This is a genomic window from Nocardia terpenica, assembly GCF_013186535.1.
Classification (GTDB): domain Bacteria; phylum Actinomycetota; class Actinomycetes; order Mycobacteriales; family Mycobacteriaceae; genus Nocardia; species Nocardia terpenica.
On sequence record NZ_JABMCZ010000004.1, the window covers coordinates 22721 to 35227 of the forward strand.

At 70.5% G+C, this 12507-nt stretch carries 8 protein-coding genes; 6 read left to right on the plus strand and 2 right to left on the minus strand.

Features of this window, described 5'->3' with window-relative positions; genetic code table 11:
* Nucleotides 1-19 precede the first annotated feature (19 nt).
* Both HPY32_RS32895 and HPY32_RS32900 read right to left on the minus strand, forming a co-directional pair.
* Complete coding sequence (locus tag HPY32_RS32895) at nucleotides 20-619, minus strand: carboxymuconolactone decarboxylase family protein (protein WP_067590250.1); 600 nt, start codon at nucleotides 617-619, stop codon at nucleotides 20-22.
* 26 nt (nucleotides 620-645) lie between these two features.
* The gene (locus HPY32_RS32900) at nucleotides 646-891 is read right to left on the minus strand and encodes a hypothetical protein (protein WP_067590247.1); all 246 of its coding nucleotides are present in this window, start codon (nucleotides 889-891) and stop codon (nucleotides 646-648) included.
* Between HPY32_RS32900 and HPY32_RS32905 the strand changes: the two genes are divergently transcribed.
* The 6 genes from HPY32_RS32905 (at nucleotide 891) to HPY32_RS32930 (ending at nucleotide 12480) form a co-directional block, all read left to right on the plus strand.
* Nucleotides 891-2432 carry a GMC family oxidoreductase gene (locus tag HPY32_RS32905; protein WP_067590244.1) on the plus strand — a complete coding sequence of 514 codons (1542 nt, stop codon included), beginning with the start codon at nucleotides 891-893 and terminating at the stop codon, nucleotides 2430-2432. The two genes, HPY32_RS32900 and HPY32_RS32905, sit on opposite strands and share 1 nt — an antisense overlap.
* A gap of 298 nt (nucleotides 2433-2730) precedes the next feature.
* Complete coding sequence (locus tag HPY32_RS32910) at nucleotides 2731-4647, plus strand: ASPIC/UnbV domain-containing protein (protein ID WP_231951716.1); 1917 nt, start codon at nucleotides 2731-2733, stop codon at nucleotides 4645-4647.
* Complete coding sequence (locus tag HPY32_RS32915; protein WP_067590237.1) at nucleotides 4644-5654, plus strand: enediyne biosynthesis protein; 1011 nt, start codon at nucleotides 4644-4646, stop codon at nucleotides 5652-5654. Before HPY32_RS32910 ends, HPY32_RS32915 begins: the two co-directional genes overlap by 4 nt.
* The gene (locus HPY32_RS32920) at nucleotides 5651-11488 is read left to right on the plus strand and encodes a type I polyketide synthase (protein ID WP_082871536.1); all 5838 of its coding nucleotides are present in this window, start codon (nucleotides 5651-5653) and stop codon (nucleotides 11486-11488) included. The genes HPY32_RS32915 and HPY32_RS32920 overlap by 4 nt, the downstream gene beginning before the upstream one ends.
* A 3-nt stretch (nucleotides 11489-11491) precedes the next feature.
* Complete coding sequence (locus HPY32_RS32925; RefSeq protein WP_067590234.1) at nucleotides 11492-11974, plus strand: acyl-CoA thioesterase; 483 nt, start codon at nucleotides 11492-11494, stop codon at nucleotides 11972-11974.
* 2 nt (nucleotides 11975-11976) lie between these two features.
* Nucleotides 11977-12480 (plus strand): flavin reductase family protein, encoded by a 504-nt coding sequence (locus HPY32_RS32930; protein ID WP_067590231.1) that lies wholly within the window; start codon nucleotides 11977-11979, stop codon nucleotides 12478-12480.
* The last annotated feature ends 27 nt before the right edge of the window (nucleotides 12481-12507 follow it).

Genomic DNA, 12507 nt, shown 5'->3' on the forward strand with positions numbered 1-12507 from the left:
CTCCTTCGTCGACGCGGGGTCAGTCGATCGTCTGGCGGGAGATGCGGCTCTCGGTGACCGAGGTGCCGAGCCCGAGTCCGTCGACGAGGCGGTTGATGAAGTTGAACAGCGCGGCGCAGAACACCGCCTCGAGGACCTCCTCGTTGGTCCAGCCCGCGGCCTCGGTGCGCTCCCAGTCCGCGTCGGTGATCCGGTAGGCGGCGGTGCTGACCTTGGTGACCAGGTGCAGCAGCTGCCTGGTCCGCTCGTCCACGGGCAGTTCGTCCGGGGACGCGGCGGTCTCGATCGCCTCGGTGAGTTCCGCCGGGCCGCCGAACAAACGCAGGAAATAGTTGTGCGTGCCGACGCAGTAGGGGCAGGAATTCACCCGCGACGTCCAGGCGGAAATGATTTCCTTGGTCTCGCGGGGGAGCACCCCGCCGCCGAACATGCCGGTGAAGCCGGTGAGGACGACCTCGAGCAGGTCGGGCCGGGTGGATGCGAGCCGGAACATGTCCGGCACGAACGGAAGCCCGGTCGCCTGCTTGACGAGGGCATACAGCTCCGCGGTCCGCCCGCTCGCCTCCGACTCCTCGATCAGCGGAACCCGGACGCCGGGCGCCGTGTGCGGATCGGCCATCTGTCTGCCTCACTCCCTGTGCGGGGTCACCGCGGTAGCGGGACCGTGTCGGGTGGCGGATTCGCCTTATCCGAGGGTTCCACCGCGAACGCGGGAACGACTACTCGGATATTGCCGCCTGTTTTATCCGCGTCGCCGCCGGTGGGCAAGCCCGGAGAAGGCGAGCTGGTGGTCGCGGTGCGATGCTGGTTTCCGATGCGGCCGCCGATATCCCGCACCGTCGGGCGCTCGATCGACCATAAATGGGATGCAGAGACGTCGAGGATGTTCAATGGCAGATCAATACGACGATATCGTAGTCGGATCCGGATCGGCGGGGGCGGTACTCGCCGCCAGATTGAGCGAGGACGGCACCCGCCGGGTTCTGCTCGTGGAGGCGGGCCCCGATTACGCGGGCATCGATGAATTGCCGAGCGATCTTCGCAACGGTAATGCGATGTCACTCGTCGCACACGACTGGAAATATCGGGCCGAAATTCACGACGGGCGGCGCACCCGATTTCCGCGGGGAAAGGTGCTCGGCGGCTCGTCCGCGGTCGGCGCCACCATCGCGTTGCGCGGCGCGCCCGGCGACTTCGACGAATGGGCGGCCCTGGGCAATCCGGGCTGGGCCTGGGACGAGGTGCTGCCGTACTACCGGCGCCTGGAGGACGATCTCGACTACAGCGGCGAATTCCACGGGCAGGGCGGGCCGATCCCGATTCGCCGCTGGCGGCCCGACGAGCTGACCGCGGGCCAGCACGCGTTCCAGGAGGCGTGCCTGTCGGCCGGATTCCCCGAGGTGAAAGACCACAACCATCCGGAGGCGACCGGGGTCGGCGCGATCCCGTCCAACCGCCGCGACACCAGCGTGCGGGTCTCCACCGCGATGGCCTACCTGTGGCCCGCCCGCACCCGCCCGAACCTGACCATCGCCGCGGACTGCCTGGTCGACCGGGTGCTGTTCGACGGTGACCGGGCCCGCGGGGTGCGGTTCTCGCGCGCGGGCGGTCCGGTCACCGACGTGCGCGGCGAGCGGATCGTGCTGGCCGCCGGGGCCGTCGGCTCGCCGATGATCCTGATGCGGTCGGGGATCGGCCCGGCGGGCGAGCTGCGCCGCCACGACATCGAGGTCCGGGTCGACTCGCCCGGCGTCGGCGGCAATCTGATCGATCACCCGCGCACCGGCGTGTTCATGGCCCCGGCCGAGGGCACGGTGGACACCAGCGAGGCGTTCCTGCAGACGATTCTGCGCACCACGGCCCCCGGCTCGGACGAGGTCAACGACCTGCAGTACTACATGGTCAACCACTTCGACCTGAACCTGTTCCCCGAGCTGTACATGCTGTCCGGGGTCCCGGTCATCGTGGGGATCATGCTGGTCGTGCAGCGCCCGCACTCGCGCGGGCGGCTCACCCTGTCCTCCGCCGATCCGGCGGCGCCGCCGGTGATCGATCTGAATTTCCTGGCCAGCGACCACGACGTGCGCCTGCTCACCGAGGGCGTGCGGACCTGCTGGGAGATCGCCAATCATCCGGCGGTGCGCGGCTTCGGCGAGGAGATCGTGGTGCTGCGGCAGCGCGCGATCGGCAACGACCGGATGCTGCGCCAGTACGTCATCACCAGCCTGGACAGCGCCTACCACCCGGTGGGCACGGCACGGATGGGGCCCGGCGGCGATCCCGGGGCCGTCGTCGACGAGCGCGGCGCCGTGTACGGCACGCGCGGGCTGTACGTGGCCGACGCCTCGATCATGCCGAATATCGTCCGCGCCAATACGAATCCGACCAGCATCATGATCGGAGAGCGAATCGCCGCCTGGCTCGCGGCCTGATACCGGAAAATATTCGACCGCACCGGCCGATTACCGCCGTCCCCGCCCGGACGAGAATCGGTCGGTGCGTCGTGCGCGCGTACGGCAGATTATCCGAAAATAAGAGAAGTATCGCGTCGGCGCTGTGGGCAATGTCGGAGAAGCCCGCGGTCGACCCGCAGAATATTGTTGTTCCGAAATAGTGGCGATTTATACGCCAGCCGACCCGTCATTAGGGAGAGGGGAGACGACGGCAGTGAGCGCAGACCGCATACGCAAGCTCGTCCCGGGCTTCATGGCAATTGTTCTCGTGGTGGTGATGTACTTTGTATCGGCCGCGCCGATCTGGGCGAGCGATGTCGACCGGACCGCCGCCAGATACAAATTCAAGGAACTGTCCATTCCCCTTCCACCCGGTTACGACGACCAGCACATGAATACGGTGCGGCAGGTCAATCCCGCCTATCAGAAGATTCGGTCGTGGATTTCCTCGGTGGGGGCGTCGGTGGCGATCAACGACCTGACCGGGCACGGGCGCGCCGACGGCATGTGCATCGTCGACACCCGGACCAATCAGGTGATCGTGACCTACGCGCCGACCGCGCCGCCGCAGGACCGGTTCACCCCGTTCGTGCTGAACGCCGCGCCGCTGCCGATGGATGACACCATGGCCCCCACCGGCTGCACCCCGGGCGACTTCACCGGTGACGGCCGGATGGACCTGCTGATCACCTACTGGGGACGCACCCCGCTGCTGTTCCTGGCGAAGCCGGACGCGCAGACGCTGTCGCCGGACGCCTACCAGCCGCGAGAACTCATCCCCGCGAACTCCGCGGACGGCAAATACCATGGGCCGCGCTGGAATACCGACGCCGTCACCGTCGGCGACTACGCGGGCACCGGGCATCCGGACATCATCGTCGGCAACTACTTCCCGGACTCCGACGTGCTCGACCCGCACGGCGAGAACAACGTGCAGATGAACAACTCGCTGTCCAGCGCCAAGAACGGCGGCGGCGACCACGTGCTGCGCTGGATCGGCGCCACCGCGGGCCCGCAGCCGTCGGCGACCTATGTCGAGGACCGCGACGCCATCCCGTTCGACGCCTCCACCGGCTGGACGCTGGCGCTCTCGTCGGCGGACCTGACCGGCAGCGGGCGCCCGGATCTGTACGTGGCCAACGACTTCGGGCACGGGCACCTGATGCACAACGTCTCCACGCCCGACCGCATCCGGTTCACCGAGGCGCGCGGGCAACGCCAGCCGAACACGCCGAAGTCGTTCGTGCTCGGCAACGGCTCGTTCAAGGGCATGGGCGTCGACTTCGCCGACCTGAACGACAAGGGCCGCTTCGACATGGTGGTCAGCAATATCAGCACCGCCTGGGGCCTGGAGGAGAGCAACTTCGTCTGGGTCAACCAGGCCGCGAACCAGGCCGAGATGGCGAGCGACCTGGACAAGGGCCTCGCCCCGTTCGAGCAGCAGGCCCAGCAGTACGGGCTGGCGTGGACCGGCTGGTGCTGGGACGTGAAGATGGGCGACTTCCTCAACAACGGCAACCAGGACGTGGTGCAGACCGACGGCTTCGTCAAGGGCGACATCGACCGGTGGCCGTGGCTGCAGGAGATGGCCATGACCAACGACGACCTGCTGTCCAACCCGGCCATGTGGCCGAACGTGCAACCCGGTGACGACATCGCGGGCCACCAGGCGATGGCGTTCTACGCCAAGAACGCGAGCGGCAAGTACGTCAATATCAGCGACAAGCTCGGCATGGCCGTGCCGACGCCGACCCGCGCCGTCGCGACCGGCGACACCACCGGCACCGGCGCCCTCGACCTGGCGATCGCCCGCCAGTGGGGACCGCCCGCGTTCTACGCCAACGAATCGCCCGGCCGCGGTGACTATCTCGACCTGAACCTGTACCGGCCGATCATCGGCGGTACCCCGGGCACCGGCCTGACGGGCATCGGCAGCCCGGCCTACGGCACCACGGTCGACATCACCACCGCCGACGGCCGCCATCAGATCTCTCAGCTCGACGGCGGCGGCGGGCACGGCGGGTTCCGCAGCTTCGGCGTCCATTTCGGACTCGGGGGAGACATGGGACCGGTCACCGCGCACCTGCAGTGGCACGACAACAACGGTCGGCTGCACGACCAGACCACACAACTGACCGCCGGCACGCACTCCCTCGTGCTGACCGACGGTATCCAGGAGGTTCCGAACCGATGACCGCGACAGTCGAAAAGCAGGCGCCGGGCGCGCCCGCCCCGCAGCCGAGCCCCGCGGCGGCGAAGCCGCAACCCGTGAAGGATGTCCGGTATCTGGCCCTGCGCAACTTCGCGCTCTCGCTCAGCGTCTTCAACATCTTCGGCTACACCCTGCTGGGGTTCGAGCAGCCCTGGCTGTGGCCGCTGATCGCGATGGCCACCGCGTACGTCACCGAGATCGTGTTCGAGGTGATCAGCGGGTGGGCGAACCGGCGCGCGCCGCGGTTCATGGGCAACGGTGTGCGCGGCATGTACGAGTTCCTGCTGCCCGCGCACATCACCGCCCTCGCGGTGAACATGCTGCTGTACGCGAACAACCAGATCTGGCCGGTCATGTTCGGCGTCATCGTCGGTGTCGCGGGCAAATACATTCTGCAGGCGCCGGTCGCCGGGCGGATGCGGCACTACATGAACCCGTCCAATCTCGGTATCGCGGTGACGCTGCTGTGCTTCGGGTCGTGGATCAGCATCGCCCCGCCGTACGAGTTCACCGAGAACGCCAACACCTTCTTCCGGGTGATGATCCCGATCGTGCTCACCACCGCGGGCACGGTCATCAACGCCATGCTGACCCGGAAGGTGCCGCTGATCGTCGGCTGGATGGGCGGTTTCGCCATTCAGGCGTTCGTGCGGCACTGGATCTGGCACGTGTCGCTGTTCTCGGCGCTGGGCGTGATGACCGGCGTGGCGTTCGTGCTGTTCACCAACTACATGATCACCGACCCCGGCACCACGCCGTTCAAGGCGCGGCCGCAGTTCGTCTTCGGCGCGTCGCTGGCCGTCATCTACGCGGTGCTCATGCTGTTCAACGTCGTCTACACGCTGTTCTTCGCCACCGCGATCCTGTGCGCGATCCGCGGACTCGGTTGGTGGGCAGTGCATTTGATGAAGCGGTCCCGGGCGGCGCGGTCGACGGCGTCGGCCACCCTGGTGACCGAACGCAAGGATATGGGGGTGGTCGCGGCATGAGTGTGCAGCGAATCGCGGTCGTCGGCATGGCCTGCCGCTATCCGGACGCCGAATCGCCCGGCCAGCTGTGGGAGAACGTCCTCGCCGGGCGGCGCGCCTTCCGGAGGCTGCCCGACGAGCGGATGCGGGCCGAGGACTACTACTCGCCGGACCCGTCCGCGCCGGACCGGTTCTACTCGTCGAAGGCCGCCGTCATCGACGGCTGGGAATTCGACCGGGTGCAGTACCGGATCGCGGGCAGCACCTACCGATCCACGGATCTGGTGCACTGGCTGGCCCTGGACACCACGGCCCGGGCCCTCGAGGACGCCGGATTCCCCGGCGGTGCGGGCCTGCCCCGGGAGAGCACCGGGGTGATCATCGGCAACACCCTCACCGGCGAATTCAGCCGCGCGAACGTGCTGCGGCTGCGGTGGCCCTACGTGCGCCGCACCGTCGGAGCGGCGCTGCGCGAACAGGGTTGGGACGACGCGCGACTCACCGCGTTCCTGGACAGCCTCGAGGCCCGCTACAAGCAGCCGTTCCCGCCGATCGACGAGGACACCCTCGCCGGGGGCCTGGCCAACACCATCTCCGGCCGGATCTGCAACTACTTCGATTTCAACGGCGGCGGCTACACGGTGGACGGCGCCTGCTCCTCGTCGCTGCTGTCCACGGCCACCGGCTGCAACGCGCTGGTCAGCGGCCAGCTGGAGGTGGCGGTCGTCGGCGGCGTCGACCTGAGCATCGACCCGTTTGAGGTCATCGGTTTCGCCAAGACCGGCGCGCTGGCCACCTCGGAAATGAAGGTGTACGACCGCAATTCGAACGGCTTCTGGCCGGGCGAGGGCTGCGGGGTGCTGGTCCTGATGCGCGACGAGGACGCGGTGCGGCGCGGGTTGCATCGGTACGCCACCATCGCCGGGTGGGGCTACTCCTCCGACGGTAAGGGCGGAATCACCCGGCCGGAGGCCGACGGTCACCGGCTGGCCCTGCAACGCGCCTATGCGGCAGCCGGATTCGGCATCGACACGGTCGGCTACCTGGAGGGCCACGGCACCGGCACCGCGGTCGGCGACGCGACCGAGCTGCGCGCGTTCGGCGGGGCGCGCCGCGCCGCGGGCAGCGACCGGGCCGCGCCGATCGGCACCATCAAGGGCAATATCGGGCACACCAAGGCCGCGGCCGGGGTGGCGGGCCTGATCAAGGCGATCCAGGCGGTGCGCCACCAGATCGTCCCGCCCACGACCGGCACCGTCGACCCGCATCCCGAGCTCACCGGCGAGGATCCCGCGCTGCGGGCGCCCGTCACGGCGGAGCTGTGGCCCGCGGATCTGCCGGTGCGCGCGGGGGTTTCGTCGATGGGCTTCGGCGGCATCAACGCCCACGTGGTGGTCGAGCACGCGGACGGGGTGCGGCCGGTCGAGCTGGACGAGACCACCGCCCGGCTGGCGCGGTCCCGGCAGGACCGGGAGTTGCTGCTGCTCGACGCCGACGACACGGCCGAGTTGCGCGGCAAGGTGACGCGGCTGGTCGGCCTGTCCGCCAAGCTGTCCTACGCCGAACTGGCCGACCTCGCCGCGACGCTGCACGGCGAGCTCGCCGGGCGGCGGATCCGCGCGGCGGTCGTCACCGGTGCCCCGGAGGACGCCGAGCGCAAGTTCACCAGGCTGTTGAGCCTGCTGGACAACGGGATTCGGTCGGTGATCGACGCCGACAGCGGCCTGTTCCTCGGGGACGCGACGGGCGATCCGAGGATCGGCTTCCTGTTCCCCGGGCAGGGCGCGGGACGGCGCGGCGACGGCGGCGCGATGCGGTATCGGTTCCCGCGGGTGGACGAGTTGTATCGGACGCATCGCCAGGCGACCGACGGCGATCTGGTCGCGACCGCGGTCGCGCAGCCGCGCATCGTCACCTCCTCGCTCGCGGGTCTGCGGGTGCTGGCCGATCTCGGCATCGAGGCATCGGCGGCGGTCGGGCACAGCCTCGGCGAGCTGACGGCCCTGCACTGGGCGGGCGCCATGGACGAGGAGGCGGTGCTCGACGTCGCGGCGGCCCGGGGCGCGATCATGGCGGAGGCCAGTGAGGGCGGCGGCACCATGGCCGGGATCGCCGCGGCCCCCGAGGCGGTGCGCCCGCTGCTGGACGGCGAGCGCGTGGTGATCGCGGGATACAACAGCCCGCAGCAGACGGTGGTGTCCGGCCCGGTCGACGCGGTCGAGCGGGTGTGCGCCCGCGCGGCGGTGCTGAACCTGGCGACCATGCGGATCTCGGTCTCGCACGCGTTCCACTCCGAACTGGTGGCGCCTGCGGCGACCGCGCTGCGGGAGTACCTGGGGCGGCACGAGTTTCGGCCGCTGGCCCGGCGCATGGTGTCCACGGTCACCGCGGACACCCTGCCGCCGGAGGTCGACGTGCCCGCCCTGCTGGCGCGGCAGGTGCTGGACCCGGTCCGCTTCACCGAGGCCGTCGCCGCCATGGCGGAACAGGCCGATCTGCTGCTGGAGGTCGGGCCGGGCCGGGTGCTCGGCCGGCTCGCCGGTGAGATCGCGCCCGCCGTGCCGGTGATTTCGATGGAGACGGACGGTCTTTCGCTGTCCGGCCTGCTGCACGCGGTGGCCGCGGCCTATGTGCTCGGCGCGCCGGTGCGCACCGGCGCGCTGTACCGCGAGCGGTTCACCCGGCCGCTGCCGCTGGACAAGGAGTTCCGCTTCTTCGCCAGCCCCGCCGAATCCGCGCCCACCGACGATCTCGGCGCACACGCGACCGTGCCGGACGCGGCGCCGAACGCCGAAAGCGGTGCCCCGCAGGGCCGCTCGGGTTCGGCGGCGAGCAGTATCGAGGTGCTCCGGCGGCTCGCCGCCGAGCGGGCCGAGCTGCCGCTGGACGCGGTGCGTCCCGACAGTCAGCTGCTCGACGAGCTGCACCTGAGCTCGATCACGGTGGGCCAGATCGTGAATCAGGCCTCCACCGAACTCGGGCTGGCGCCGCCGGTGGCGACGTCGACCTACGCCACCGCGACCCTGACCGAACTGGCCGACATGCTGAATCAGTTGGGGGACACCGCGATCGGCGCGGACGCGCACCGACCGGACGCCGCGCAGGGCGTCGCGCCGTGGGTGCGGGCCTTCGCGGTCGACCTGGTCCCGGCCGAAACACCCACGGCGACAGCGTCACCCGCCGACGGCGAGTGGCGGCTGTTCGCGACCGACGGTCATCCCGTCGCGGCCGCCCTGCTGGATGGGTTGCGGTCCGCGCGGCTGGGCAGCGGTGTGCTGCTGTGCCTGCCGCACGACACCGACGACCGGCACGTGCCCGTGATGCTGGCCGCGGCGCGCGCCGCGCTCGACATCGACGGCGCCGCACGGTTCGTGGTGGTGGGGGACCGGCGCGGGGCCGCGGGCCTGGCCAAGACCCTGCACCTGGAGACGCCGCGGATCGACACCACGGTGCTCACCGTGGCGCTGACCGCGGGCCCCGTCGCCCCGGATCTGGTCGCCGCGCTGGTCGCGGATGTGGCCGCCACCAACGGTTTTCGCGAGGTGCACTACGACCGGGCCGGACACCGGCGGGTGCCGATCCTGCGCCCGCTCACGCTGCCCGCCGCCGCGGGCTCCCCGCTCACCGCGCAGGACGTGCTGCTGGTGACCGGCGGCGGCAAGGGCATCACCGCGGAATGCGCGCTGGCGCTGGCCCAAGACTCCGGCGCCTCGATCGGCCTGCTCGGCCGCTCGGACCCGACGACCGATCGCGAACTCGCCGCCAACCTGGCACGGATGGCGGCGGCCGGGGTCGAACACCGTTACGTCCGTGCCGATGTCACGGCCCCGGAGCAGGTGAAGGCCGCGGTCGACGACATCCGCCGGACGCTGGGCCCGGTCACCGCCGTGCTGCACGGCGCGGGCCGCAACGAACCGCGCGCGCTCGCCGACCTCGACGAGGACTCCTTCCGGCGGACCCTGGCGCCGAAGATCACCGGATTGGAGACGGTGCTCGCCGCGACCGATCCGGCCACACTGCGCCTGCTGGTGACCTTCGGCAGCATCATCGGCCGCGCGGGCCTGCGCGGCGAGGCCGACTACGCCACGGCCAACGACTGGCTGACCGAGCTGACCCGCCGCGTCGGCGCGGACCACCCGAACTGCCGGTGCCTGGCGCTGGAATGGTCGGTGTGGTCCGGGGCCGGGATGGGCGAGCGGCTCGGCGTGCTGGAATCGCTGATCCGGGAAGGCATTTCGCCGATCCCGGTGGAGGACGGCATCGATATCGTGCGGCGGGTCCTCGCCGATCCGCAGGCGCCCGCATCGATGGTGGTCATGGGTCGCGCGGAGGGACTGCCGACGGTCGCGTTCGAGCGCTCGGACCTGCCCCTGCTGCGCTTCCTGGACCGGCCGCAGGTGCACTACCCGGGCGTCGAACTGGTCGTGGACACCGAGCTGTCCGCGGGCGGTGACCTGTATCTGACCGATCACCTGCTCGACGGCGACCTGCTGTTCCCGGCGGTGTTCGGCATGGAGGCGATGGCTCAGGCGGCGGTGGCGCTCACCGGCGACCGCGGCGCACCGGTCCTGGAGGACCTGCGTTTCCTGCGGCCGATCGTGGTGCCGGTGGGCGCCGCGACCACGATCCGGGTCGCCGCGCTGGTCACCGGCCCGGACACGGTGGAGGCGGTGATTCGCAGCAGCGACACCGGATTCCAGGCCGACCACTTCCGGGCCACCCTCCGCTTCCCGGGGGAGATCCCGGCCGCGTCGCGCGACCGCTCCGGCACGTCCGGTCTGCTCCCGGTGGATCCGGGGCGCGACCTCTACGGCCCGGTGTTGTTCCAGGGCAAGCGATTCCAGCGGCTGATCGGCTACCGGCAGCTCGCCGCGACCAGCTGTGTCGCCGAGATCGCCAATGTGCCGGTGGAACCGTGGTTCGCCGCCTTCCTGTCCGGCGATCTCGTGCTCGGCGACCCGGGCACGCGGGACTGCGTCATGCACTCCATCCAGTGCTGCGTCCCCGACGCGACGCTGCTGCCCACCGCCGTCGAACGGCTGTACCCGGCCGATCCCGGCGCGAGCAAGGGCTGGGAGTCGGTGACCACGCACGCGGTCGAGCGTTTCCGCGACGGCGACACCTACGTCTACGACGTGGACGTGCGCGATCCGTCCGGGCGCACGGTGGAGCGCTGGCAGGGCCTGCGGTTGCAGGCGGTCCGCAAACGCGACGGCGGCGGCCCCTGGCTGCCGGTGCTGCTCGGCCCCTACCTGGAACGCCGCACCGGCGACGTGCTGCCCACCGCGCTGCGGTGTGTGGTGTGGCCGGACCGCACGGGTCGCGGCAACGGCGCGGGCGCCCGGCGCGAGCGGACGGCGCTGGCCGCGGACTTCGCGCTGGGCGGCCGGTCCGGGCTGCGCTACCGGCCCGACGGGAAACCCGAAATCGACGGTGCGGCAACGATATCCGCATCGCACGGGGCGGGCATGACCTTCCTGGTGGTGTCGGCGCGCGGCGGCGCGGTCGGCTGCGATGTCGAGGTGGCGGCGCGGCGCTCGGCCGCCGAATGGGAAAAACTGCTCGGCCCCGACCAGTTCGCGCTGGCCCGCCTGCTGGCGCGCGAGCACGACGAGGAGCTGACGGTCGCCGCGACCCGGGTGTGGGGCGCCGTCGAATGCCTGCGCAAGAACGGGCGCGCGCGCATCGAGCCGGTCACCGCCGACGGGCCCGCGCCCGGCCGGTGGGTGCTGCTGCGCTCGGGCGCGACCCGCATCGCCACCTTCCCCACCACGGTGCACGACCTGGCCGAGCCCGTGGTGTTCACCCTGCTCACCGCCCCGGCCGACAGCGTGCCGGGGCCGACGGACGACTGAATCATGGAACCGTATTACGAACTCCGCCACCGGGTCGGCTTCGAGGAGACCAACCTCGTCGGCAATGTCTACTATGTCAACTACCTGCGCTGGCAGGGCCGGTGCCGGGAGATGTTCCTGCTGGAGAAGGCGCCCGACGTGCTCGCCGAGATCCAGGACGACCTGAAACTGTTCACCCTCGCGGTCGACTGCGAATTCTTCGCCGAGATCACCGCATTCGACGAGCTGTCGATCCGGATGCGGCTCGAGGAGCTGACCCAGACCCGGATCGGCTTCGCCTTCGACTACGTGCGGCTGCGCGACGGCGGCGAGGAACTCGTGGCGCGCGGTCGGCAGCGGGTGGCGTGCATGCGCGGCCCGAACACCGACACCAAACCGGCCCGGGTGCCGGAGTCGCTGCGGGCCGCCCTCGAGCGGTACGCGGTGACCCCGGCGGACACCGGCCGAGGGCGGCAGCCGGTCCCCATCAACGGCAAGGTCGGCTAGCCATGACGACGGTCGATCACACCTCGAGCCGCGAACTGCGGGACGTGTTCGGCATGTTCGCCACCGGCATCACCCTGGTGACGGCCACCGGCGACACCCCCCGCGGCATGACCGCCAACGCGTTCACCTCGGTCTCGATCGACCCGCCGCTGATCCTGATCTGCGTGAGCCGATCGGCGACCATGCATCGGGTCATCCAGGACTGCGGCGCCTTCGCGGTGTGCGTGCTCGGCGCCGGGCAGGAGCAGGTGGCCCGGCACTTCGCCGACCGCGGCAGGCCCAGGGGCGAGCGGGAATTCGATATCGTCGAGTGGGTGCCCGGCAGGCACACCGGGGTGCCGGTGGTGATCGGCAGCCTGGCCTGGCTCGAATGTCGGCTCACCGAGGTGTACGCGGGCGGCGACCATTCGATCTTCCTCGGGCAGGTGCTCGACAGCGGCCGCGACCCCGACGGGGACGCCCTGCTGTTCTACGGCGGCGTCTTCCAGCGGATCAAACCCGCGTAGCGCCACCGCGATTCGCGCACAACGAGA

Bases quoted from the DNA above. Each gene is read 5' to 3' on its own strand.
- HPY32_RS32930 (WP_067590231.1), top strand. From the start codon at position 11,977: ATGACGACGGTCGATCACACCTCGAGCCGCGAACTGCGGGACGTGTTC.
- HPY32_RS32925 (WP_067590234.1), top strand. From the start codon at position 11,492: ATGGAACCGTATTACGAACTCCGCCACCGGGTCGGCTTCGAGGAGACC.
- HPY32_RS32920 (WP_082871536.1), top strand. From the start codon at position 5,651: ATGAGTGTGCAGCGAATCGCGGTCGTCGGCATGGCCTGCCGCTATCCG.
- HPY32_RS32910 (WP_231951716.1), top strand. From the start codon at position 2,731: ATGTACTTTGTATCGGCCGCGCCGATCTGGGCGAGCGATGTCGACCGG.
- HPY32_RS32905 (WP_067590244.1), top strand. From the start codon at position 891: ATGGCAGATCAATACGACGATATCGTAGTCGGATCCGGATCGGCGGGG.
- HPY32_RS32915 (WP_067590237.1), top strand. From the start codon at position 4,644: ATGACCGCGACAGTCGAAAAGCAGGCGCCGGGCGCGCCCGCCCCGCAG.
- HPY32_RS32895 (WP_067590250.1), bottom strand. From the start codon at position 619: ATGGCCGATCCGCACACGGCGCCCGGCGTCCGGGTTCCGCTGATCGAG.